Genomic DNA, 23,462 nt, shown 5'->3' on the forward strand with positions numbered 1-23,462 from the left:
TTCCCTCGGCGGGTCGGCGCGCCGATATGACGGAGACGCGGATCGCTCACGTGCTCGCGTGCTCACGTGCTCACGTGCTCACGGAAGGGTGGCGCTCCGGCGGAGTCTGCTTCGGCCGTCGGCCGGGGGCAAGCGCGAGGCGGGCCGGTTCGCGGCGAGCTGTGGAAACCTTCGGCCAGGTAGTGAAACTTTCAATCTCGAGGTCCGCGGTCTCCCAGGGGCGCCGCCGCCCCGGAGCGGCCGTGGACCCACGCCGGTGCCCGGGAGGCTCACGCGGTGACGCCGCGCCGCCGCTCACGCGACACGTCGGCGGGCAGGGGAGCGGGTGCCGTGTTCGTCGGCAGGCCGGGTCCGCCGGTGCCGCGTTCTCAGTAGGTCAGGGCCGCCCGTGCCGCGGGCAGCGCGGCCTCGCGGTCGGCGGGGACGAGACCGATCCTGGTCCTGCGGTCGAGGAGGTCGTCCACGTCCAGGGCGCCCTCGTGCCTGACCGCCCAGACCAGCTCGGCCCCGGTCACCCCTGTCGGCCCGGCCTCCGCCAGCCAGGGCTCCTCCGCCATCAGGGCCCGTACCGCGCCCGCCTCGCTGCCGTAGCGCTCCAGCAGCCGGTCCGCGACCCCGCCGTTCCGGCCGCCCGCGGTGGTCCCGCCCTCCGGGCCGCGCCCGTCGCGCCCGTCGCGCCCGTCACGTCCGCGGCGCGTGCCGCGCCCACGGCCGCCGTGACCGTCGTGACGGCCGTCACCGCCGTCACCGCCGTCACCCCCGGCTCGGACCGCGCCGGCGGCGCCGACGGCGCCGGCGGCGCCGACGAGGGGCAGCGCCGCCGTGCGGCTCCGCCCGGCGTCGATCCGGCTCAGGGACACGGCCAGGTCGACCGCGTCCTCGGCCATCCGCCGGTACGTGGTCAGCTTGCCGCCCACGACCGTCACCAGGCCGTCGCGCGTGGTCAGCAGCGCGTGGCGCCTGGACAGGTCGGCGGTGCGGCCCTCCCCGGCCAGCAGCGGGCGCAGCCCCGCGTAGGTACCGGCCACCTCCTCGCGCCGTACCGGCTCCTCCAACACGGAGTTCAGCACCGACAGCAGGAAGGTGACGTCCTCCTCGGGGGCGTGCGGGACGTCCGGGACGGGTCCGTCCACCGGTTCGTCGGTGAGCCCGACGTGGATCCGCCCGTCGGGCTGGGGGAGCACCAGCGCGAACCGGTTGCTCTCGCCCGGGATCGGCACGTGCAGACCCGCGGTCAGGCCCGGCAGCGTCTCGGGCCGCAGCACCAGGTGGGTGCCGCGCGAGGGACGCATCCGGATGCCCGGGTGCAGCCCGGCGGCCCAGACGCCGGTGGCGTTGACCACGGCCCTGGCCCGGACGGTGAAGGTCTCCCCGGCCAGCTCGTCGCGGACCAGCGCGCCGTCGCCGGAGACCTCCAGCGCCCGGCAGCGCGTCAGCACCCGCGCGCCGTGGGCGGCGGCCGTCCTGGCCACGGAGAGCACCAGGCGGGCGTCGTCCACCAGGCGCCCGTCCCACGACAGCAGGGCGCCGCGCAGCCCGCGCGAGCCCAGCGGCGAGGCGAGGGCGAGCGCCTGCTGGGCGGAGATCCACGAGGGGCCCGGAAGGAGGTGACGCGGGGTGCGCGCCGCCGCCCGCAGGCCGTCGCCGAGCCGGTAGCCGGTCATCACCAGCGTCGCGTGCCGGCGGGAGACCTCCGGGACCAGCGGCAGCAGGTACGGCTGCGCCCGCACCAGGTGCGGGGCGGTGCGCCCGAGCAGCAGGCCGCGCTCCACCGCGCTCTCGTACGCCACCCCGATCTGCCCCTTGGCCAGGTAGCGGAGCCCGCCGTGGATCATCTTGGAGCTCCAGCGGGAGGTGCCGAACGCCAGGTCGTGCGCCTCGATCGCGGCGACCGACAGGCCGCGCGAGGCCGCGTCCAGCGCCACGCCCGCGCCGGTGGCCCCCAGCCCCACCACCAGCACGTCGACCACGAGGTCGCGCGTCTCGGCGAGCTCGCGGGCCCGGCGGGCGGCGTTCAGAGAGGAGTTCACGGTCGCAGGTACCTTTCCAGAAGGGCGGTCAGCTCGGCGTCCAGGTCGTCCTCGGTGAGCGGGCCGAGCATGGTGGCACCGGAGAGCAGGAACGACTGCGCGGTCAGCAGCACGGCCGCCGACAGCCTCGCGGCCTCACCCGCGCGCACGGTGCCGGCCCCCTGGCCCCGGACGATCGCCGACTCGACCAGGGCGAGCATCGCCTCGTGGCTGGCGCCCCGCCGCCGCAGCAGGTACGGCAGGAGCAGTTCCGGGTCCACCTCGACGATCTTCCGCCAGAGCGGGTGGCGGCGGAGCGCCCCCACGGTCGCCACCGCCGCGGTCACCGGGTCCTCGGTGGCGAAGCCGTCGGCGACGCGGACCCACTCGCGGGTCATCAGGTCGGCGACCAGGCCGCGCACGTCGGGCCAGCGGCGGTAGATCGTCATCCGGGAGAGCCCGGCCCTGCGGGCCACGTCGGTCAGCGTGGTGCGCCGCACCCCGACCGCGAGGATCACCTCGCGGGCGGCGTCGAGGACCGGGTCGCCCGCGACGACCGAATTGTGACGAATGGACGTCATGTGTCACAGTGTAGACGTGGAAAATCAGACAGCCGACGCGGATCCCATGCTCTGGTCCGGCTGGGGCGATCCCGCCAAGGCCGCCGACCTGCCGGAACCGATCCGCACGCTGCTCGGCGACCTGCTGGGGGTGCGCCCGCCCCGGTCGGAGGCGGCCACCCTCGGCGAGGTGCGGCTCCCGCCCGTCGCGCTCCCCGCGCCGGTCGTCGACGAGCTGCGCGGCCTGGTCGGCGCTGACCACGTACGGCTCGACGACGAGACCCGCGTCCGGCACACCCGTGGAAAGTCCACCCCCGACCTGCTGCGGATGCGGGCCGGCGACGGCTCCGACGCGCCCGACGCGGTCGTGCTGCCCGCCTGCCACGACGAGGTGCTGGCCGTGCTGGCGGCCTGCGCCGCGCACCGGGTCGCGGTGGTCCCCTTCGGCGGCGGCACGTCCGTGGTCGGCGGCCTGGTCGCCTCCCGGCGGGGCTTCGCCGGGGTGATCGCACTGGACCTGGCCCGGCTCGACCGGCTCGTCTCCGTGGACGCCGAGTCGATGGTCGCCGAGCTGGAGCCGGGGATGCGCGCCCCCCGGGCCGAACGGCTGCTGGCCGCGCACGGCTTCACGCTAGGGCACTTCCCCCAGTCGTTCGAGTACGCCACGCTGGGCGGTTTCGCCGCCGCCCGCTCCAGCGGCCAGGCATCGGCGGGCCACGGCCGCTTCGACGACATGGTGGTCGGCATGACCGTGGCCACCCCGCGCGGCACCCTCGACCTCGGCCGGGCGCCCCGCTCGGCCGCCGGCCCCGACCTGCGCCAGGTGATGCTCGGCTCCGAGGGGGCCTTCGGGGTGATCACCTCGCTCCGGCTGCGGGTCCGGCCCGTCCCCGCCGAGCGCGTCTACGAGGGGTGGCGGTTCGCGTCGTTCACCGAGGGCTCGGCCGCGCTGCGGACCCTGGCCCAGCGGGACGCCGCGCCCACCGTGCTGCGCCTGTCCGACGAGACCGAGACGATGATCGGCCTGGCCAGGCCCGGGGAGATCGGCGCGTCGCCGGGAGGGGCGGGCTGCCTGGCCATAACCGGCTACGAAGGCACCTCGGCCGAGGTGTCCGCCAGGCGCGAGCGCGCCACGGCCCTGCTCTCCGAGCTCGGCGGCGTCCCGGCGGGCACGGAGCCCGGCCGGGCGTGGGAGCACGGGCGCTACTCCGCCCCCTACCTGCGCGACGCGCTGCTCGCCGCCGGGGCGACCGTCGAGACACTGGAGACGGCGGGCTTCTGGTCGAACCTGCCCCGCCTGTACGACGCCGTACGGCTCTCGCTGAGCGCCTCGCTCGGCTCGCCGCTGGTCATGTGCCACATCTCCCACGTCTACGGCACCGGCGCCAGCCTGTACTTCACCGTCGTCACCGCGCAGACCGGCGACCCGCTGGGGCAGTGGGAGGCGGCCAAGCGGGCGGCGAACGAGGCGATCGCCCGGGCGGGCGGCACGATCTCGCACCACCACGGCGTCGGCCGCGACCACCGGGAGGCCCACGCCGCCGAGATCGGCGAGCTGGGCGTGGAGATCCTGCGCGGCGTCAAGGACCGGCTCGACCCGGAGGGCGTCCTCAACCCGGGAGTCCTGCTCGCGGCGAAGGAGCCCGCCGGCTGAGACCCGGCGGCGCGGAGGGTCAGGTGACCACCAGGGTCTCCATGGCCTTCCGGAGCGGCCCGGGGATCCCGGCGGGCCGCCGGGTCCCCCGGTCGACGAACACGTGGACGAAGTGGCCGTCCGCCACGACCGTCTCGCCGTCCTCGCGCAGCAGCCCCAGCTCGTAGCGGACGCTGGAGCGGCCCAGGTGCCCGACGCGCAGCCCGACCCGGACCGGCTCGGGGAAGGACACCGAGGACCGGTAGACGCAGTGCGACTCGACGCACAGGCCGATGACGTCGCCGTCGTGGACGTCCAGCCCGGCGACCCCGATCAGCCAGGAGTTGATCACCGTGTCCATCATCGAGTAGTGGACGGCGTTGTTGACGTGGCCGTAGACGTCGTTGTCCTTCCACCTGGTCGGAACCGTCTCCCAGTAGGCGTACACGGGAGAACCTTATTCCAGGGGGCGCGGCGGGGCACCCGCGGATCGGCCGCCTTCGCCCGGATCGGATGCGACTTCCTATGATCATTGCCAAGATATGGGCATGGTCGATGTTGCGGGACGGGCGGCGGAACGCGGGCGTGAGGTCTCCTCCAGGGTGTCGGAGGAGGGCGCGGGCTGGTCCTGTTCCCGGATCGGCGCCTTCAGGGACCTGCTGCCCGGGGACAAGCCCTTCTCCTGGCTCGACCTGCGCACGATCTGGCGGTCGAGGAACGAGGTGCTGGCGATCCTGTTCGGCGACCCGTCCGGGCAGGTCCGCTCCCAGTGGACGGCCGCGCAGCGCGAACGGGGCGTCGACCCCTCCTTCCGCATCCCGGTGGACGTCGGCCCGGACTTCTCCTTCCTGCTCCTGGGCGACACCGGGGAGGGCGACTCCTCGCAGTACGCCGTGGTGCCGGGCATGCTGAGGATCGGCGAGGGCACCGCCTTCGCGGTCGTCGCCAGCGACGTGGTCTACCCCACCGGATCCGGCAACGAGTACGACGACAAGTTCTTCCGCCCCTTCCAGGACTACCCCGCGCCGATCTACGCCGTCCCCGGCAACCACGACTGGTACGACGGGCTCGGCGGCTTCATGCGCGTCTTCTGCGACGCCAGGCCGCCGAAGGGGTTCAACCCCGCGCCCTCGGGACCGCGCGGCCTGCTCTGGAGCAGGCCGGAACCGATCGACGAGGCCCGGCTGGCCAGGGCGCGCGAGCGGCGCTCCCTGCCCGGCCAGCGGGCGACCCAGCCCGCCCCGTACTGGGCGATCGAGACCCCGCGCCTGATGCTCGTCGGCGTGGACACCGGCATCCGCGGCGACATCGACGCCGAGCAGGCCGCCTGGCTCCGCGAGGTCTCGCTCGACCCCAGGCCCAAGGTGCTCGTCACCGGCAAGCCCATCTACACCCGCAACGAGTACAAGCCGTCGAAGCTGGCCGGCGGCGGCACCGTCGACGACATCGTCACCGACCCCGCGCACAACTACGTCGCGGCGATCGGCGGCGACGTGCACAACTACCAGCGCTTCCCGATCAGGGTGGGGGAGCGGACCATCCAGTACATCGTGGCGGGCGGATCGGGGGCGTTCATGCACGCCACCCACACCATCCCCCGCGTCACCGTCGCCGGTCTGCACGAGGACGACTACCGCTGCTACCCGCTGCGCGGCGACTCGCTCTCGTTCTACAGCAGGCTCTACAGCGACCGGCTGCGCATGCGCTGGCTCTACCTCACGCCCGCCGAGAGCGCGGCGCTGATGTCCCGGCGGATCGGCAACACCCCGGTGCGCGACATCCCGCCGGTGCCGATCACGTTCCGGATGCGCTGGGCGGCCCGGATCCTCGGCGGCTGGCCGATGCCGCTGCGGCTGCCGGTGGGCAGGACCTTCCACCGCTACCTGTCGGAGCTGTCGGACTGGGACACCCCGCCGTTCTTCAAGAGCTTCCTGCACGTCTCGGTGACGGAGGACACCCTGAGGATCCGCTGCTTCGCCGCGACCGGCTGCCTGCCGCAGGAGATCGAACCCCCGCTGGAGGACGAGGTCGCCATCCCGCTCCCCTGATCGAGACCTCGCGACGGCGAGGATGTCGGGGCGGCGTGGCACTGTGGGGGCATGAACGTGTCGGTCGCGCCCGCCGGTGCGGGCGGGGGTGTGCTCCGCGCCGACGGCGAGCCCCCCAGGGCCGTCGCCGACCTGGCCGCGGAGGTCCGCAGGCTGGAGGAGCGGCGCCCGCGCTGGGTGTGGGCCGACACCCGCGAGGTCTACCCGGCGCTGCTCGCCGCGGGCGTGCGGCCGGCGCGCTGCCACGACCTGGCGCTGACCGAGGGCCTGCTCCTGGCGCACGAGGGGCGTTTCGGCGAGCCACGGTCGGCCAGGGCCGCGTACGCGCGGCTGCGCGGCCTGCCCGTGCCGGAGGACCCGCACGGGGCCCAGGTCCGGCAGGCGACCCTGTTCGAGGAGGAGGCGCCGGAGCCGGACGTGGACCTGGTCGCCGAGGTCCACGCCGACCAGTTGCGCCGCGTCGGGGAGACCGCCGACCCGCAGCGGTTCCGGCTGCTGGTCGCCGCCGAGTCGGCCGGGGCGCTCATCGCCGCGGAGATGGCCCGCGACGGCATCCCCTGGCGCGAGGACGCGCACGACGAGCTGCTGACCGGCCTGCTCGGCCCGCGCCCGGTGCACGGCATGCGGCCGGCCAAGCTGCAGGCGCTGGCCGACGAGGTGACGGCGGCGTTCGGCACGTCGTTCAACCCCGACTCCCCGCAGCAGATCCTGCGGGTGTTCAAGGCGGCGGGCGTGCCCGTCGCCTCCACCCGGGCCCGCGACATCAGACAGGTCGACCACCCCGGGGTCGCGCCCCTGCTGGCCTACAAGGAGATGGCCAGGTTCTACAGCTTCCACGGCTGGGCCTGGGCCGGCCAGTGGGTCCGCGGCGGGCGTTTCCGCCCCGAGTACGTGGTCGGCGGCGTGGTGACGGGCCGCTGGGCCACCAACGGCGGCGGCGCCCTGCAGATCCACAAGCTGATGCGCAAGGTGATCGTGGCCGACGAGGGCTGGACGCTCGTGGTCGCCGACGCGGCCCAGCTCGAACCCCGGGTGCTGGCCGCGATGGCCGGGGACGGCGGGCTGGCCCGGGCGGCCGGGCAGAGCGACCTCTACCAGGCGCTGGCGCAGGTGTTCGGCGGTGAGCGGGACAACGCCAAGATCGCCATGCTCTCGGCGATGTACGGCGGCACCAGCGGGGACGCGCCCAAGCTGCTGGCCGTGATGCGGCGGCGCTTCCCGCTGGCCTACCGGTTCGTGGAGGACGCGGCCCGCGCGGGGGAGGAGGGCAAGGTGGTCCGCTCCTGGCTGGGCCGCACCTCGCCGCCGCCCTCGCCGGGCTGGCGGGAGCTGGTCTCGGGCCCCGAGGGGGGCCGGGCGGCCCGCGAGCGGGGCCGGTTCACCCGCAACTTCGTCGTCCAGGCGACCGCGGCCGAGTGGGCGCTCGTGCTGATGGCGGTGCTGCGCGGCCTGCTGCCCGACCCGGCCAGGCTGGTGTTCTTCCAGCACGACGAGGTGATGGTGCACTGCCCGGCCGAGCAGGCCGACGAGGTGATCGCGGCGGTCGGCCGGGCCGCCGAGGAGGCGGCCCGGCTGCTGTTCGGGCCGACCCCGGTGCGCTTTCCCATGCAGGCGGTCGCGGTCCGCTGCTACGCCGACGCCAAGTGAGCCGCGCCCGGCGCGTCCCCCGGGGGCAGGTGTCCGCTAGGGGAGGGGGCGGGTCTCGGCGGGCGTCGCGCGGAACAGGGTCAGGGCCAGCCGGAGGCCGGTGATCGTCACCAGGGCGCCGGTGGCGGCGCAGAGCGCCCCGTACGACAGGCCGCCGACGATCACCCCGGCCAGTACGGTGCCGGTCGCGCCGCAGGCGTTCATCACCAGGTCGGACATCCCCTGCACGGCCGTGCGCCGCTCCAGCGGCACCGCCTCGCTGAGCATGGCCGAACCGGCGATCAGCGTGCAGGACCAGCCGACGCCGAGCAGGAACAGCCCGGCCGTCACCCGGCCGACGTCGTGCGCGCCGGCGCCGCCCGCCAGGACGACGGCGCCCAGCAGCAGGCCCATGCCCAGCACCAGCACCCGTACCCGGCCGGCCCGGTCGGCCAGCCAGCCGATGACGGGGGAGAAGACGTACATCCCGGCGATGTGCAGGCTGATCACGACGCCGATGACCGTGTACGTCGCGCCGCCGTGGTCGAGGTGGACCGGGGTCAGGGACATCACCGCGACCATCGCGGTGTGGCCGACCGCGATCGCGGCCATCGCGCGACCGGCGAGGGGCGTCCCGCGCAGCACGCGCCATCCCGTGCGGAACGTGCCCGCCGCCCGGTCCGCCGGTGCCGGTGAGAGGGGCGCGTCCGTCGCCGGGGTGTCCGACGGCGGGCGGGCCAGCGAGCGGGCCAGGAGCAGCGGGTCGGGGCGGAGTCCGGCGAGGACGACGGCGAGGGCGATCGCGAAGCTCAGCAGCGCGAGGACGAACGGCCCGCTGGCCGGGGCCAGGCCGAGCTCGATGCCGAGCCGCTCGGCGGGTTCGGCGAGGTTCGGGCCGGTGACCGCTCCGATGGTGGTTGCCCAGACCACCAGTGACAGGTGCCGGGCCGAGTGCCCCGGCGGGGACAGGTCGGTCGCGGAGTAGCGGGAGGAGAGGTTGCCCGCGCTCGCCGCCCCGAACAGCACCAGCCCGGCCAGCAGCAGCGGCCAGGAGCGTACGGTCACGGCGAGGAGCGAGACCAGGCAGCCCAGGATGGCGCACCCGTAGGCCAGGGTGAGCCCGGCCCGCCGTCCCCCGCGCCCGGACGACCTGGCGGTGGGCAGCGCCAGCAGCGCGGCGCCCAGCACGGTCGCGGTCCCGGCCAGCCCGCTCAGCGCCGTGGAGCCGGAGAGCTCCTCCACGGTCACCGAGCTGAACGTGGCCCCCACGGCGACGCCGATCCCGCCGCTGATCTGGCCGGTGGACAGTACGGCGAGCGTCCGCCGCTGCACGGCGGCGACCCGTGCGCCTTCACCGGGTGATATGTGGTTGTCTGTGGCGTTCGCTGTCACGAGTGAAGTGTGTCATCACTCGTGATCGTCCCACCAATCGCGCTCGCCTCACGGACGGCTCCGGGGGCGACCGGGTTCGCGAGGAGCCCCGGGGCGGTCAGCCGGACGGGGTGAAGGTGGCGAAGAAGGTCTCCGGCACCGCCACGCTCTGCTCCCACCCCAGGTCCTGCGCCCTGAACGTGATCTGGTACGCGGTCCGGCCGTCCACGGCGACGTAGCGGGTCAGCCCGTGCATGGGGACGCCGTCGGACCGGACGTAGGTGTACTCCCAGTCCGCCGCCTTCCAGCCGCGGTAGCCGACCGCCGTCACACCGACCTCGGTGTACTCGTCGAGATCCTTCCTGCTGGCCCGGCCGAGCGCCGTCACCGGGTCGGCGACCGGCACCGGGACGACGACGACGCTCTGCCCGCCGCGCTTGGGCCCGGAGAAGGCGACCGCCCCGTCGCCGCCCGTCCTGACCGTCCAGCCTTCGGGCACCGCCCCGGAGACGCCTCCCGCGCTCAGCCGCGCGAAACCGTCGGGAACCTCCGCGGCGGCCCGGAGGGGGGCGGCGGAGACGGCCGGGACCGAGGCGGACGTGACGGCCCCCGTGCCCGCGGAGCCGGGGTCGCCGTCGGGCAGGAAGACGAGCAGCCCGGCGACCACGATGGCCAGCACGCCGCCCACGCCCAGCATCAGCAGGCGCGGGTCGGGGCCGCCACCGGCGGACCGGCCGCCCCCCGCGGACCGGCCGCTCGCGCGGGTACCGGTCCGGAACGGGGAGGCCTCCCGGCCTCCCCGTGCCCGCCGGTCGCGCGACGCGCTCTCCGCCGTGGCCTGGGCTGACCGCCGCGACGCCTCACGGACCGGCGAGGCCGGGCCGGGCCCGCCCGCGGGGCCGCGCGACGCGGCGGACGGGCCGCCGAGCAGGTCGCCCGGGAACACGGGCGGCGCGGTGAACGGGTCGCCCGGGAAGGGGGACGAGGTGAAGAACGGGTCGTTCGGCAGGTCCGGCGTCGCGGCGGGCGGCGCGTCTCCCAGCCCGGTCGACGGGGCGCGCAGCGCGTCGTAGCCGCGCAGGTGCCCTCCGGACATGCCGGTGAACGTGCCGGACGCCGTCTCACCCGGCCGCGGGACGGAGGGGCGGGAGGCCCGCGGCGAGCCGGGGACGGAGAGCGGTTCGGTGCCCGCCGATCCCGCCGGCCCGGCGAGCGCGTCGCGGGACGCCGGACGCGTCCCGAAGGAGACGGCCCCCTGCTCGTACGGCACGCGGATCGGGCCCGACGGCGTCTCGATGATCCGGGACGGCATCGGCCCCGGCGGCGCGTCCAGCGGGGGCATCAGGTGCATCGGCATGGAGTCGCCGGGGAGCGGCATCGGCGAGGGCGCCGAGAAGGGCGCGGGGCCGGGCGCGAGCGTGGTGGTGGAGCCGTGGCTGCGCAGCACCGTCTCCAGCAGCTCGGCGACCTGCGGGGCGGCCATCCGCTCGGCGGGGTCCTTGCGGAGCAGGCCCTCGATGACGGTGATCAGGGCGCCGGCCCGCTGGGGGCGGGCGGGTTCCCGGGTGAGGATCGCGCCGAGCACCGCCATCGCGTCCGGCCCCTCGTAGGGGGGCCTGCCCTCGACGGCCGCGTACAGCGTGGCGCCGAAGGACCACAGGTCCGAGGCCTGCGTGATCGGCCGGCCGGACAGCCTCTCCGGCGGCACGTAGGCGGGCGAGCCCATCATCAGGCCGGTCTGGGTGATGGCGACGTCGCCCTCGATCGCGGCGATGCCGAAGTCGGTGAGCACCACCCGGTCCGAGGTCAGCAGCACGTTGCCCGGTTTGACGTCGCGGTGCATGATCCCGGCCGCGTGGGCGTGGCGGAGCGCGTCGAGCACCCGCACGCCGATCTCGGCCGCCTGGATCACCGGCAGCGGCCCGCTCTGGCGTACGGCCTGCTCCAGCGACCAGGCGCGGACCAGCTCCATCACGATCCAGGGGCGGCCGTCCTCCTCGACGACGTCGTGCACGGTGACGATGCCGGGATGGCTGAGCCGGGCGGCCGATCGGGCCTCGCGGAGCATCCTGCGGTGCGCGCCCTGCGTGCCCGCGTGGTCCAGCCCGAAGGGCAGGATCAGTTCCTTGACCGCGACGTCCCGGTCGAGCAGCACGTCGTGCGCGTGCCACACCACGCCCATCCCGCCACGGCCCACCGGTGAGACCAGGCGGTAACGCCTGCCCACCAGCCTGCCCTGGCCCTCCGGTGCCGCTCCGGCGGGGCCGCCGCTCCCGGATCCGTGGGGGGATCTCCCGAGCAAGCGATCGGTCATAGTACCCCGTTCCCCATAACCAGCTTTTTCGTGAGGGTGGACACGATATCGGGATGAGATTCCGTTATGGAAGTTTGACATGGAGATTAGCGCGCCGTGACATTTGTCAGTGATTCGTGTTGAACGGTCACCGACCGTGAGCCCGCGCAGGCGTCGCCGAATGCTACCGGCGGGCAGGCAGGTTGTCAGCCTTGCCGGATTCACCCGATCCACCCGATTCGCGCGGCGAAGCGGTGAAGCGGTGAAGCGGCGAAGCGGCGAAAGGGCCGTCAGGCCGGCCCGGTCCCGGGGCCGGCGGCACGGGCCAGCGCGGCCAACGCCGCGGTGAAGGCCGAGGCCGGCGGGCTGACCAGCCCCGCGCCGACCTGGCCGGTCCCCGCCACCCGCCCGGCGATGCCGGTGTTCACGGTGGGCAGCAGGCCCGTCCTGGTGACCAGCGTGACGTCCACGCCCACCGGAGTGCCCCGGAAGTCCAGCCCCGGGATCTGGTACGCGGGATGCTCGGCAAGGGTGATCTCGTACATGGACCGGGTGGCCGCGGTCGCGTCCGCCACGTCGCCTCCGACGAACCTGACGATCGCCGGGGCCGCGGCCATCGCGAACCCGCCCAGGCCCGCCGTCTCGGTGATCGTGGAGTCGCCGATGTCGGGGTTGGCGTCCCCGGGCCCGTACGCGCCCAGGTAGAGACCGTCCGGCACGCCCGCGGGACCGGTGAACCAGCGGTCCCCCAGCCCGGAGACCTGCACCCCGAAGTCGGTGCCGTTGCGGGCCATCGCGACGACCATCGAGGAGCCGGGGACGTCCCTGGCGGCGTCCGCGGCGACCTTGCACGCGGCCATGCCCGCGTTGAGGAAGAAGTGGTCGTTGCCGTTGATGAACCGCAGCACCTCGGCGGCGCGGCCGGGGGCGACCTCCACGACCTCGGGGGCCAGCTCGCGCACCAGCAGCGAGGTGGCGGCGCGGTTGCGGTTGTGCAGCTCGTCGCCCATCTGCAGGGCCTGCGCGGTCAGCGACCGCAGGTCCAGCGGGCCGCTCCGCTCCAGGGTCGCCCGCAGCACCGGACCGAGCACCTCGCCCATCCAGCGCAACCGCTCCAGCACCTCGGGGCCGTACGCGCCGTAGCGCAGCACCTTGCCCAGGCCCTCGTTGAGCGAGCAGTAGGAGGTGCCGCCGTGCTCGGCGTCCCGTACCTCGAACATCCACATCGAGGGCGTGACCACGCCCGCCATCGGCCCGACGGTGCGATGGTGGTGGCAGGGGTCCAGCCGGGCCCGCCCGGCGGCCAGCCGTTCCTCGGCCTCCCCGGCGTCGGCGGCCAGCCCCTCCAGCAGCATGGCCCCGATCAGCGCGCCCCGCAGCGGGCCCGAGGCCCGCTCCCACTCGATCGGCGGCCCGGCGTGCAGGAACGTCCCCTCGGGCAGGTCGAGCACCTCGCGGGCGGGCCGCACGCCGACGAGCTGGGGCCGGGTGGAGACCAGGCGGCCCACGGCCGTGGCGTTGGCGCGCTCCCTGCGCGGGTCGGCCAGCACCCGGGCCAGGTCGGCCTCGGTGCCGGGCATCGGCGGGCGCCAGTCCACCCGGGTGAGCGGGACGGCCTGGGCGTCGAGGGCCTCGCCGAGCAGACCGGCCCCCACCGCGATCACTTCCGGCTCGCCGGAGAGCATGGACAGTGTCACGGGCGGCCTCCTGAACGGGCGGCGGCGTCGGTGCCGGTGGTGTCGCCGGTGTCGTCGGTGTCGCCGGTGTCGTCGGCGAGGGCGTGAGCGGTGTCGCCGGCGTGAGCGGTGCCGGTGGCCCGGGCGGCGTCGGCGGTGCGGGTGGCGCGACCGGTGCCGGTGGCGCCCGCGAGTTCCGCGGCGTGCCCGGCGGCGCGGGCGTTGGAGGTGAACACCGCGGCGCCCGCCGCGTTCAGCGCCTCGGCCTGGGCGTTGAGCCCCTGGGGGTCGCCCTCGGAGCCGACCAGCGCGACGACCACCGCGACGCCCCTGGCGACGGCCTGGGCGATCACGGGAGCCAGCCGGGCCGAGGGGTCGGGATCGGCGCCGTGACCGAGGACCACGTCGAGCAGGGCGACGCCACCGGGCGGCACCTGCGCCAGGGCCTCCAGCCGGAGCGCGGGGTCGATCATCGGGTGTGCCCGGCCGACCGTGTAGGCGTCGTCGCCGAAGTCGGTGAACTCCCCGGACCCGGCGATCAGACGGGCCTCCACGCAGAGCGTCCCGCCCGAGTAGATGCCCCGCGGCCCGTCCGCGCCGCCGCCGGACGGGTCCGCGGCCCCCGCGTCGCCGGACAGGCTCGCGACCCCCGCGATGCCGTCCACCGACGAGGGCGGGGCGGGAGACGGGGACGGGGAGAGGGGCGGGGGAGAGGACGCGGGCCAGTGCGGCCAGTCGGGGACCGGGACGCCCAAGGCGCGCAGCGCCGCCTCGGCCGCCGCGGTCAGGTCGGCCTGCCCCGGCCCCGTGGCGCCGAGCAGCGCGTTCACCACGGGGGTGCCGAGCCCGGCGACCGCCTCGCCGACGATCCGCGCCACCTCCGGGGCGGGAGGCTTGGAGATCAGCACGATCAGCTCGGTCGCGGGGTCGGCGTCCAGCGCCTCCAGGGCGCGCAGCGTGGACAGGCCGCCCACCTCCGCCGACAGGTCGCGTCCCCCCACGCCCAGCACGTGCGAGACGCCCACGCCCGCGATGTCCAGCAGGCAGGTCACCTGCTGCGCGCCCGTACCCGACGCGGCCACCACCCCGACCGGGCCCGGCCGCAGCACGTTCGCGAAGCCGAGACCGGCCCCGCCGATCACCGCGGTGCCGCAGTCGGGGCCCATGACCAGCACGCCGCGCTCGGCGGCCCGCCGCTTGAGCAGCACCTCCTGGTCGACCGGCACGTTGTCACTGAAGATCATCACCGACAGGCCCGCCTCGACCGCGTCCAGCGCCTCGGCGAACGCGTGCGGGCCCGGCACCGAGACCAGCGCCAGGGAGGCGGCGCGGCCGCCCGAGGTCCTGGTCGCCGACCGGACCGTGCGCGGCGGATGCTCGACGGCCGTCCCACCGGCGGCCGGGGCGGAGAGCGCGTCCAGCATCCCGTCCAGCTCGGCGACGGCGGCCTCCACCGCGCCCGCCTCGCCGCGCAGCGCGATGAGCAGGTCGCCCGGCCCGGGGCGGCCGGCGGGAACGGCCGGACCGGCGACGGCGTCGGCGTCGGTGCCGGAGGCGTCGGCGGTGTCGGAGGCGTTGAAGGTGTCGGAGGCGTCGGCGGCACGGGCGGCGTCACCGGCGGGCGGGGCGAACCCCAGCTCGGCGGCGATGCCCAGGTTGAGCTCGGTGGCCATGGCCACCACCGCGACCTCCACCCCCGGCAGGGCCGCCGCCGCCCGGCTGACCCGCATCAGGCTCACCGAGTCGTGGTAGACGCCCGTCCGTACCCGGACCACATCGATGCTCAACCGCCCCCGCCTTCCAGATCGATCACCGCCGCGAGCCCGATGCCCAGCCCCCACGCCAGGTCCGCTCCGGAGGTGTGCCCCAGCCGGAGCAGCCGCTGCAGGGCCGTCTCCAGGGACTGTCTTCCCGCCAGGCTCCGCAGCACGGCCAGCACCTCGCCGCTGGCCTCGCCCCGGGCCGCGCAGTGCAGCAGCGACGCCGAGATGGGGGTGGTCCTGCCGCGCACGTCGAAGGTGACCGCGGCGGCCAGCCAGTCGGCCAGCCACACGGCCCGCGCCGCCCCCACCGCCCCGCCCAGGTGGCGCAGCGCGACCAGCAGCCCGGCGAGCACGTCGTCCCCGCTCGGGGTCAGTCCGGGCCCCAGGCCGACGAGCTGCTCGGCGGCCACGACGCTCTTCAACAGCGAGCCCTCGGCGCACCCCTGGGCCAGCAGCACGGCCGCGCCGTTGCCCTCCAGGCCGGGACGCCTGGCCGACCGCGCGCACAAACCGGTGAGCGCGGGCAGGGAGCGGGCCAGCCGCTCCACCGGAACGGGGCCGAGCGGCGGGGCCGGGTCCCACCAGCGGTGGGCCCGCAGGCTCAGCCGCCCCAGGTCGATCGAGCCGTCGCCGACGCACGCGTCGTCGCCCACCGCGACCCGTGGCATCGGCTCGTTCACCACCATGGCGTTGGGCAGGCGGGTGGCCTGTCCGGTCACCACCGCGATGACCTGCGGTTCCAGTGCGGTACGCACCTCAAGGTAGACGCCGGCGGGGAAGGCCGCCAGCACCCGCGCCGGGCTGCGGGGCGCCTCCAGCATCCGGCGCAGCGCCGTGCTGGCCGCGCCGGTCCCGTGCGTGCGGACGGGTGCGCGCTGCGCCCTGGGACGCGTTCCAACGGTCATGAGCGCTCCTTCGCCGGCCCCGCGGGCATGGAGGTGCTCTCAGCGGTTCGCTCGGTCACGGACTCCCCCATCCATTGAAGCCGACCGTAGAGCGGGTGCAGAGGTGGCCGTACGGAGAAAGCTGCCAACAGTCCGCCCAAAGGTTGGCTCTTCCTGACAGACCCATCCATCAGTCACAATCACCTCATGGAACCTCCCGTGCGGCCGGCGAGTACCGGAACGATCATTCACGGCGTCGCCGTCCGCGAGGTTCTCGGGGTGTCGACGCTGGCGGGCGCCCGGCTGATCGCGGGGGAGCGGGGCCTGGACCGCGTCGTGCAGCGGCTCAACGTGATGGAGGTCCCCGACGTCCTCGCCTGGGTCAAACCGCACGAGCTGCTGCTCACCACCGGTTACCCGCTGCGCAACACCCCGCAGTCGCTCGGCCGCCTGGTGGCCGACCTGGACGAGCGGGGCCTGGCCGCGCTGGCCGTCAAGCTCGGCCGCTACCTCGACGAGCTGCCCGAGGAGATGGTCGAGCAGGCCGACCGGCTCGGCTTCCCGCTGATCCAGCTCCCCGACGACGTCGGCTTCGACGACATCCTCAACCAGGTGCTGACCGACATCCTCAACCGCCAGGCCGCCGCCCTGGCCAGGGCCGAGGAGGCCCACCGGGCCCTGGTGCAGGTGGTGCTCGCCGGGGGCGGGCTGCGCGAGGTCACCGCCGAGGTGGCCGGCCTGCTGGACGTGGCCGTGGCCGTCCTCGACGGGGCCGGGCACGTGCTGGCCGCCGCCGGGCCCGCCGAGCACGTGGCCCTGCTCCGCGCCGCCCCCGAGGGACGCCACACCGCCGTGCCGGTCGTGGCGGGCGGGCACCACCACGGCAGGATCGTCGCCTGCGGCCCGGTCGGGTCCATCGCCGAGAGCGACGTCGGCATTCTGGAACGTGCCGCCACGGTCGCCGCGCTGGTCGTGACCCGGCAGGAGGCGGTCAACGCCGTCGAGAGCAAGTACCGCGCCGACTTCCTGCGCGACGTGCTCACCGGCAGGGCCGGCGGCTCCGAGCGGGTCGCCTCCCGCGCCAGGGCCTTCGGCTGGGACCTGCAGCGCCCGGTCACCGTGCTGGTGGCCGAACTCGATCCCGAGGGCGACGAGCGCGTCGCCCAGGACCGCCTGGTGAGCTGCTGGACCGGGGCGATGCGCCGCCACGACGCGCGCGGCGCGGTGGCGGGCTTCTCGCACGAGGTGGTCACGATCGTGGACGCGGGCGTCGACGCCGGACGCCTGGCCAAGGACGCCGCCGCCGCCTTCGCCGAGTCCCTGCCCGCCACCTTCTCCACCGGCGCCAGCCGCACCGCCGTCGGCGCCGAGGCACTGCCGGACGCGTACGGGCAGGCGCTCAAGGCGGCGCGGGTGGGACGCCAGCTGCACGGGCCCGGCGCGGTCGCGCACTTCGACCAGCTCGGCGTCTACCGGCTGCTCTCCCTGGTCAGCGACACCGCCGAGCTGCACGCCTTCGTCCGCGAGACCCTCGGCCCGCTCGCCTCCGACGACGACGCCGAGAACTCCGACCTGCGCCGCACCCTGCAGGTGCTGCTGGAGACCAACCTGAACGTGGCCGAGACCGCGCGCAGGCTGCACTTCCACTACAACACGCTGCGCTACCGGATCGGCAAGCTGGAGCGCATGCTCGGCGGATTCACCGAGGACGCCCACCTGCGGCTGAACCTCACCCTGGCGCTGCACGTCCTGCGGATGCGCGGGATCTAAGCTGGTCGCCGTGAACGAGACCTTCGCCCTGGAAACCGAGTACATCCCGCTGTGCGACCTGCTGAAGTACTGCGGCGTCACCGAGACCGGCGGCCAGGCCAAGCACTTCATCGCCGACGGCAACGTGCTGGTGGACGGCGAGGTGGAGCTCCGCAAGACCTGCAAGATCCGCGGTGGCCAGGTGGTGAGCGGTGACGGCTTCGAGATCCGGGTGGTCGGCGCGGGGGGCTGACCCCGTCTCCTCACCGGCCGTCACGGCGGGTGTGCGCGAGCCGTTCACTGGTCCGCCGCCCAGATTTGGCAGATCATGACGGTGTCCGGGTATGACGTCTTTCCTAATGTGCCCGCAACGGTTGTGAGGGAATCGCCGGAGGACGCCCGCGAGGGCGGCCACCGACCGACGGCCCGGTGAAAGGTGGAGCTCGATGCTTCCAAGGTGGACCAGGCACGGCGACGGCAGGACGCTCGCCCCCGGTGAGGTGGTCGGCCCGGCCGAGCGGCTGTCGTGGCCGCGGATGGTGGGCTTCGGGGCGCAGCACGTCGTCGCGATGTTCGGCGCCACGTTCGTGTTCCCCCTGGTGATGGGGCTCGACCCCAACGTCGCCATCATGTTCTCCGGCATCGGGACGATCATGTTCCTGCTCATCGTGAAGGGGAAGGTCCCCAGCTACCTGGGGACCAGCGCCTCCTTCGTGGGCGGCGTGCTCGCCATCCGGGGGCTCTTCGGCGGCGACACCCCCGCCACCGACGCGATCGTCACCGGCGCCATCCTGGTCGTCGGCCTGGTCGTCGCGCTGGTGGGCCTGGCCGTGCACTTCCTGGGCGTGCAGGTGATCAACCGGGTCTTCCCGCCCGTGGTCACCGGCGCCGTCGTCATGCTGATCGGCTTCGGCCTGGCGTACGTGGTCGCCGACGTCTACTGGCCGCAGGACCAGTGGATCGCGCTGATCACGATGGTCGTCACGTTCGTCCTCATCGTGGCCTTCAAGGGCTTCATCGGCCGGATCGGCATCCTGCTCGGCCTGGTCGTCGGCTTCCTGCTCTCCTGGGTCGCCGACCGCCTCTTCGGGAACATCACCGCCTTCAACGCGGGCACCGGCGCGGTCGACACCCACCCGCGGGTCAGCTTCGACGCGGTGGCCTCGGCCGACTGGATCGGCCTGCCGAACATGCACTTCCCCGACGTCAGGTTCTCCGCCGTGCTGCTGGTCCTGCCGGCCGTGATCGCGCTGGTCGCCGAGAACGTCGGCCACGTCAAGGCCGTCGGCGAGATGACCCGTACCGACGTCGACCCGTACATGGGCCGGGCGATCGTCGCCGACGGCGCCGCCACCGCCCTCGCCAGCGGCTTCGGCGGCTCGCCGACCACCACCTACGCCGAGAACATCGGCGTCATGGCCGCCACCCGCGTGTACTCCACGGCCGCCTACTACATCGCCGCGATCATCGCGATCCTGTTCGGCCTCTGCCCCAAGTTCGGCGCGCTGGTCGCGGCCACCCCCGGCGGCGTGCTCGGCGGCATCACCGTCATCCTGTACGGCATGATCGGCCTGCTCGGCGCGAAGATCTGGATCGAGAACCGGGTCGACTTCTCCAACCCCGTCAACCTCGTCCCCGTCGGGGCGGGCATCATCCTCGCCATCGGCCCGGTCAAGCACATGATCGGCTCGAACTTCACGCTGGAGGGCATCGCCCTCGGCACCGTCGTGGTGGTGGCCGGCTACCACCTGCTCCGGGTCATCGCGGGCCGCGGCGGCGGTGACGGCAACGGCGCCGGGGACGGTGCCGCCGGTGCCGCCGGTGCCGCCGGTGCCGCCGGTGCCGACGTCGGTGCCGGCGGTGCCGGTCCGAGGGTGTCCGAGCCACGACGAGAGGCCACCGGGTGAAACCACCCCCCTTCGAATACCACGCCCCCCGCTCCCTCGACGAGGCCCTGGAGACCCTCGCCGGCGCCGGGGAGGGGGGCAAGGTGCTCGCCGGAGGGCAGAGCCTCATCCCGCTGCTGAACATGCGGCTGGCCGCCCCGGCACACCTGGTCGACATCAACCGGCTGGACGGGCTCGCGGCCGTCGACGTCGAGCCCGGCGGCGTCCGGGTCGGCGCCCTGGCCAGGCACGCCCAGGTGGAACGCTCCGCGCCCGTCGCCGCCGCCCAGCCGCTGCTGCGCCGGGCGCTGCGCCTGGTGGCCCACCCGGTGATCCGCAACCGGGGCACCGTGGTCGGCAGCCTGGCCCACGCCGACCCCGCCGCCGAGCTGCCCGCCGTGCTGAGGCTCCTGGGCGGGACGGTACGGCTGGCCCGCACCGGCGCCGTCCGGGACGTCCCCGCCGGAGCCTTCTTCACCGGCCCCCTGGAGTCGGCGATCGAACCGGGGGAACTGGCCGTCTCCGCGTTCTTCCCGGCGCCGCCCCCGCGCTCGGGCACCGCCTTCCACGAGCTCGCCCGCAGGCACGGCGACTACGCGCTGGCCGGGATCGCGGCGCTGGTCGTCCTGGACGACGAGCACCGGATCGCCTCGGCCACGGTCGCGGGCGTGAGCCTGGGCCCGGTACCGGTCCTCCTCGACGTCACCGACGCCCTCGGCGGGAAACCGCCGGACTCCGCCGACTGGGCCTCGGCGGCCCGCGCCGTACGGGAGGGCATCGACCCCGACGCCGACATCCACGCGACCGCCGACTACCGGCGTCACCTCGCCGGGGTCCTCGCCGAGAGGGCACTGCGGGACGCCGCCGGGGAGGCCGCCGATGCATGAGATCACGCCGGCCGTCGAGCCGGTGACGACGGCGCTCCTGTCGACGCCGGTGCCTGGAGGCGCGGATGCATGAGATCACGCTGACCGTCAACGGGACCGTCCGCCAGGTCGGCGTCCCGGCCAGGCGGCTGTTGTCGGACTGCCTGCGCCACGACCTGGGGCTGACCGGCACCCACGTCGGCTGCGAGCACGGCGTCTGCGGCTGCTGCACGGTGCTGCTGGACGGCGAGCCCGTCCGCTCCTGCCTGACGTTCGCCGTCACCGTGGACGGGCGCGAGATCACCACCGTGGAGGGGCTCGCCGCGCCGGACGGCACGCTCTCGCCGGTGCAGCGGGCCTTCGCCGAGTGCCACGGCCTGCAGTGCGGCTTCTGCACGCCCGGATTCCTGTGCACGGTGACCGCGCTGCTGCGGGAGAACCCGGCACCGAGCCGGGAGGAGGTGGTGGAGGGCGTCTCGGGCAACCTCTGCCGGTGCACGGGCTACCAGAACATCGTCGCGTCCGTCCACCGCGCCGCCGAGATCATGGCCGAGGAGTCCTCGACGTCCGAGCAGGCCGGGGGGTCCCCGACGTCCGGGACGACCGGGGAGACCGGGGAGACCGGGGAGACCGGGGAGAACGAGGGGCGGGTGCGGCGGTCGTGACCACGAGACTGTTCGGCGAGCCGGTCAAACGGCGCGAGGACCCCCGCCTGCTGACCGGCCGGGGCCGCTACGTCGACGACCTCGGCGCCGGATCGCTGGAGGCGGCCTTCGTCCGCTCCCCGCACGCGCACGCCCGGATCCGCGACATCGACGTCTCGGCCGCCGTCGACGTCGACGGGCTGGTGGCGATCTACACCTGGGAGGACCTGCCCGGCGCCCTCGCCGAGCCGCTCCCGCTGCTCATCCCGCACCCGGCGCTGACCCACGGCCGCACCGCGTACCCGCTGGCCCGTGAGATCGTCCGGCACGTCGGCGAGCCCGTCGTGATGGTCGTCGCCCGCGACCGCTACCTCGCCGAGGACGCCTGCGCGCTCATCGCGGTCGACTACGAGGTCCTCGCGCCGGTGGTCGGCGTGGAGGAGGCGATCCGCTCCGACCGGCTCGTCCACGCCGACGTGCCCGGCAACGTCGGCGCCCACCTGGTGCAGGAGGTGCCCTCGGCGACCGGCCTGGGCGCGCGCGAGGCGATCGACGCCGCCCCGCACAGCCTCTCCTTCCGGCTCGACATCGAGCGCAGCGCGTCCATGCCGCTGGAGGGACGCGGCGTGCACGCCCGCTGGGACGCCGACGACCACTCGCTGCGCGTCCACTCCAGCACCCAGACCTCCACCAGCGTCCGGATGGCCATCGCCGCCAAGCTCGGCCTGCCGCTGCCCCAGGTCGAGGTCGTCGCCCCCGACGTGGGCGGCGGCTTCGGCGTGAAGATCGTGCACCCCTGGCCCGAGGAGGTCCTCGTGCCGTGGGCGGCGATCACCCTTCGCCACCAGGTCAAGTGGACCGAGGACCGGCGCGAGCACTTCGTCTCCTCGGCGCACGAACGCGCCCAGGTGCAGAACGTCCGGGTCGGCTTCGACGACGAGGGGCGCGTCCTGGGCCTGGACGTGGAGATCCTGCACGACCACGGCGCCTACACGCCGTACGGGATCATCGTTCCGATCATCACCGCCACCCAGCTCCTGGGCCCGTACCGCATCGGCGCCTACCGGGTCGAGTTCTCCTCGATCTACACCAACACCGTGCAGGTCACCCCCTACCGGGGGGCGGGCCGCCCGCAGGCGGTCTTCTGCATGGAGCGGACCATGGACCACATCGCCGCCCACCTGGGCGCCGACCGCACCGACGTGCGCGCCGCCAACTTCATCGGGCCCGACGAGTTCCCCTACGACCAGGGCCTGATCTTCCAGGACGGCCGCCCGCTCGTCTACGACAGCGGCGACTACCCCGAGTCGCTGCGCATGCTCAAGGAACTCATCGGCTGGGACGCCTTCGGTGAGTTCAAGGACCGCGCCGCCGCCGAGGGACGCACCGTCGGCATCGGCATCGGCTGCTACGTCGAGGGCACCGGCGTCGGCCCCTACGAGGGCGGCCACGTCCAGATCACCTCCGACGGCCGGGTGCACGTCTCCACCGGCCTGACCTCCCAGGGGCAGGGCCACGAGACCGTGTTCGCGCAGATCGCCGCGACCGAGCTGGGCGTGCCGATGGAACGCGTCTCGGTCGTCACCGGCGACACCCGCAGGTTCGGGTACGCGGTCGGCACGTTCGCCTCCCGGGCCGCCGTGATGAGCGGCAACGCCATCGCGCTGGCCTGCCGCAAGGTCAGGGAGAAGGCGCTGCGGATCGCCGCCGACGCGCTGGAGGCCGACCCCCGCGACCTGGAGATCGTCGACGGCGAGGTGCGGGTGGCCGGGTCCCCGGGCGCGACGATCCCGCTGGCGACCGTGGCGGTGCTGTCCAACCCGCTGCGCTACGCCTTCGACGCCGAGGCCGCCCGCGCCACCCAGTTCGCGGGCGCCTCGTCCTTCGACCGGCCGCCGGTGGCCGAGGGGGAGGAGCCGGGGCTGGAGGGCCGCGACTACTACTCGCCGATCCGCTCCACGTTCGCCTCCGGGATGCACGCGGCCATCGTGGAGACCGACCCGCTGACCGCCGAGATCCGCATCCTGCGCTACGCGGTCGTCCACGACTGCGGCAGGCTGATCAACCCGATGATCGTCGAGGGGCAGATCCACGGCGGGGTCGCCCAGGGCGTCGGCGGCGCCCTGTACGAGAAGATGGTCTACGACGCCCACGGCCAGTTGCTGAACGCCTCGTTCATGGACTTCCTGATGCCGTACGCCACCGAGGTTCCCTTCGTGGAGACCGCGCACCTGGAGACCCCGTCCCCGCTCAACCCGCTCGGCATCAAGGGCGCGGGGGAGGCGGGGGTGATCCCGGTCTCGGCGGTGATCGCCTCGGCGATCGAGGACGCCGAGGGCATCGGGATCGACCGGATGCCCATCTCCCCGTCGGACCTGTTCGCCCTGCGCCGCACCGCTTCGGGCTGACCCGGCACGGGGTGTCCCGGCCCGCGGGGTCCGGCGACGCGAAGAC

17 protein-coding genes are annotated in these 23,462 nt (G+C 74.6%); 9 read left to right on the forward strand and 8 right to left on the reverse strand.

The genetic code is table 11. The features are described from left to right. Nucleotides 1-368: 368 nt before the first annotated feature. Nucleotides 369-2,030 (reverse strand): glycerol-3-phosphate dehydrogenase/oxidase, encoded by a 1,662-nt coding sequence (locus tag AB0G16_RS09205; protein WP_362801111.1) that lies wholly within the window; start codon nucleotides 2,028-2,030, stop codon nucleotides 369-371. After that, nucleotides 2,027-2,590, reverse strand: a complete 564-nt coding sequence (locus tag AB0G16_RS09210; protein WP_362801114.1) for a helix-turn-helix domain-containing protein — start codon at nucleotides 2,588-2,590, stop codon at nucleotides 2,027-2,029. The genes AB0G16_RS09205 and AB0G16_RS09210 overlap by 4 nt, the downstream gene beginning before the upstream one ends. A gap of 46 nt (nucleotides 2,591-2,636) precedes the next feature. Between AB0G16_RS09210 and AB0G16_RS09215 the strand changes: the two genes are divergently transcribed. Then, entirely contained in the window at nucleotides 2,637-4,223 is a 1,587-nt protein-coding gene (locus AB0G16_RS09215) for an FAD-binding oxidoreductase (RefSeq protein WP_362801309.1), read from the forward strand. Nucleotides 4,224-4,242: 19 nt separating this feature from the next. Here the strand turns inward: AB0G16_RS09215 and AB0G16_RS09220 are convergent, their stop codons facing one another. Then, nucleotides 4,243-4,650 (reverse strand): thioesterase family protein, encoded by a 408-nt coding sequence (locus AB0G16_RS09220; protein WP_362801117.1) that lies wholly within the window; start codon nucleotides 4,648-4,650, stop codon nucleotides 4,243-4,245. A gap of 100 nt (nucleotides 4,651-4,750) precedes the next feature. Here AB0G16_RS09220 and AB0G16_RS09225 point away from each other — a divergent pair, with 100 nt between their 5' ends. Next, nucleotides 4,751-6,250, forward strand: a complete 1,500-nt coding sequence (locus AB0G16_RS09225; protein ID WP_362801120.1) for a metallophosphoesterase — start codon at nucleotides 4,751-4,753, stop codon at nucleotides 6,248-6,250. 51 nt (nucleotides 6,251-6,301) lie between these two features. Then, nucleotides 6,302-7,897: a bifunctional 3'-5' exonuclease/DNA polymerase gene (locus AB0G16_RS09230; protein WP_362801123.1), complete on the forward strand. Its 1,596-nt coding sequence runs from the start codon at nucleotides 6,302-6,304 to the stop codon at nucleotides 7,895-7,897. Nucleotides 7,898-7,933: 36 nt separating this feature from the next. On the opposite strand, the gene AB0G16_RS09235 is transcribed toward AB0G16_RS09230, so the two are convergent. The 5 genes from AB0G16_RS09235 to AB0G16_RS09255 all read right to left on the reverse strand — a co-directional run bounded on the left by AB0G16_RS09235 (nucleotide 7,934) and on the right by AB0G16_RS09255 (nucleotide 15,884). After that, a complete protein-coding gene (locus AB0G16_RS09235; protein WP_362801125.1) occupies nucleotides 7,934-9,268 on the reverse strand; it encodes an MFS transporter in 1,335 nt (444 codons plus the stop codon). 97 nt (nucleotides 9,269-9,365) lie between these two features. Further along, nucleotides 9,366-11,561, reverse strand: a complete 2,196-nt coding sequence (locus AB0G16_RS09240) for a protein kinase (RefSeq protein WP_362801128.1) — start codon at nucleotides 11,559-11,561, stop codon at nucleotides 9,366-9,368. Between the two features lie 269 nt (nucleotides 11,562-11,830). After that, nucleotides 11,831-13,237 carry a DUF1116 domain-containing protein gene (locus tag AB0G16_RS09245; protein ID WP_362801130.1) on the reverse strand — a complete coding sequence of 469 codons (1,407 nt, stop codon included), beginning with the start codon at nucleotides 13,235-13,237 and terminating at the stop codon, nucleotides 11,831-11,833. Continuing rightward, entirely contained in the window at nucleotides 13,234-15,003 is a 1,770-nt protein-coding gene (locus tag AB0G16_RS09250; protein WP_362801132.1) for an FdrA family protein, read from the reverse strand. The genes AB0G16_RS09245 and AB0G16_RS09250 overlap by 4 nt, the downstream gene beginning before the upstream one ends. Then, on the reverse strand, nucleotides 15,000-15,884 hold the full coding sequence (locus AB0G16_RS09255) for a DUF2877 domain-containing protein (protein ID WP_362801134.1): 885 nt from the start codon (nucleotides 15,882-15,884) through the stop codon (nucleotides 15,000-15,002). Before AB0G16_RS09255 ends, AB0G16_RS09250 begins: the two co-directional genes overlap by 4 nt. Before the next feature lie 186 nt (nucleotides 15,885-16,070). On the opposite strand from AB0G16_RS09255, the gene AB0G16_RS09260 reads away from it, so the two are divergent. From AB0G16_RS09260 to cutA, 6 genes are all read left to right on the forward strand, one after another. Further along, complete coding sequence (locus AB0G16_RS09260) at nucleotides 16,071-17,633, forward strand: PucR family transcriptional regulator ligand-binding domain-containing protein (RefSeq protein ID WP_362801136.1); 1,563 nt, start codon at nucleotides 16,071-16,073, stop codon at nucleotides 17,631-17,633. Between the two features lie 10 nt (nucleotides 17,634-17,643). Beyond that, nucleotides 17,644-17,865 (forward strand): RNA-binding S4 domain-containing protein, encoded by a 222-nt coding sequence (locus AB0G16_RS09265; RefSeq protein WP_362801138.1) that lies wholly within the window; start codon nucleotides 17,644-17,646, stop codon nucleotides 17,863-17,865. Between the two features lie 193 nt (nucleotides 17,866-18,058). Then, nucleotides 18,059-19,519 carry a solute carrier family 23 protein gene (locus AB0G16_RS09270; RefSeq protein ID WP_362801140.1) on the forward strand — a complete coding sequence of 487 codons (1,461 nt, stop codon included), beginning with the start codon at nucleotides 18,059-18,061 and terminating at the stop codon, nucleotides 19,517-19,519. Beyond that, the gene (locus tag AB0G16_RS09275; RefSeq protein ID WP_362801142.1) at nucleotides 19,516-20,385 is read left to right on the forward strand and encodes a xanthine dehydrogenase family protein subunit M; all 870 of its coding nucleotides are present in this window, start codon (nucleotides 19,516-19,518) and stop codon (nucleotides 20,383-20,385) included. Before AB0G16_RS09270 ends, AB0G16_RS09275 begins: the two co-directional genes overlap by 4 nt. Nucleotides 20,386-20,450: 65 nt before the next feature. Then, complete coding sequence (locus tag AB0G16_RS09280) at nucleotides 20,451-21,029, forward strand: (2Fe-2S)-binding protein (protein ID WP_362801144.1); 579 nt, start codon at nucleotides 20,451-20,453, stop codon at nucleotides 21,027-21,029. Continuing rightward, nucleotides 21,026-23,416, forward strand: a complete 2,391-nt coding sequence (gene cutA / locus AB0G16_RS09285) for an aerobic carbon-monoxide dehydrogenase large subunit (RefSeq protein ID WP_362801147.1) — start codon at nucleotides 21,026-21,028, stop codon at nucleotides 23,414-23,416. The genes AB0G16_RS09280 and cutA overlap by 4 nt, the downstream gene beginning before the upstream one ends. Nucleotides 23,417-23,462 lie beyond the last annotated feature (46 nt).

The organism is Streptosporangium sp. NPDC023615, from assembly GCF_040640155.1.
GTDB lineage: Bacteria > Actinomycetota > Actinomycetes > Streptosporangiales > Streptosporangiaceae > Streptosporangium.

Excerpts from the sequence above, each read along its gene's own strand:
- AB0G16_RS09230 (WP_362801123.1), top strand. The coding sequence starts at position 6,302 with ATGAACGTGTCGGTCGCGCCCGCCGGTGCGGGCGGGGGTGTGCTCCGC.
- AB0G16_RS09225 (WP_362801120.1), top strand. The coding sequence starts at position 4,751 with ATGGTCGATGTTGCGGGACGGGCGGCGGAACGCGGGCGTGAGGTCTCC.
- AB0G16_RS09270 (WP_362801140.1), top strand. The coding sequence starts at position 18,059 with ATGCTTCCAAGGTGGACCAGGCACGGCGACGGCAGGACGCTCGCCCCC.
- AB0G16_RS09210 (WP_362801114.1), bottom strand. The coding sequence starts at position 2,590 with ATGACGTCCATTCGTCACAATTCGGTCGTCGCGGGCGACCCGGTCCTC.
- AB0G16_RS09260 (WP_362801136.1), top strand. The coding sequence starts at position 16,071 with ATGGAACCTCCCGTGCGGCCGGCGAGTACCGGAACGATCATTCACGGC.
- AB0G16_RS09280 (WP_362801144.1), top strand. The coding sequence starts at position 20,451 with ATGCATGAGATCACGCTGACCGTCAACGGGACCGTCCGCCAGGTCGGC.
- AB0G16_RS09240 (WP_362801128.1), bottom strand. The coding sequence starts at position 11,561 with ATGACCGATCGCTTGCTCGGGAGATCCCCCCACGGATCCGGGAGCGGC.
- AB0G16_RS09215 (WP_362801309.1), top strand. The coding sequence starts at position 2,637 with ATGCTCTGGTCCGGCTGGGGCGATCCCGCCAAGGCCGCCGACCTGCCG.
- AB0G16_RS09255 (WP_362801134.1), bottom strand. The coding sequence starts at position 15,884 with ATGACCGTTGGAACGCGTCCCAGGGCGCAGCGCGCACCCGTCCGCACG.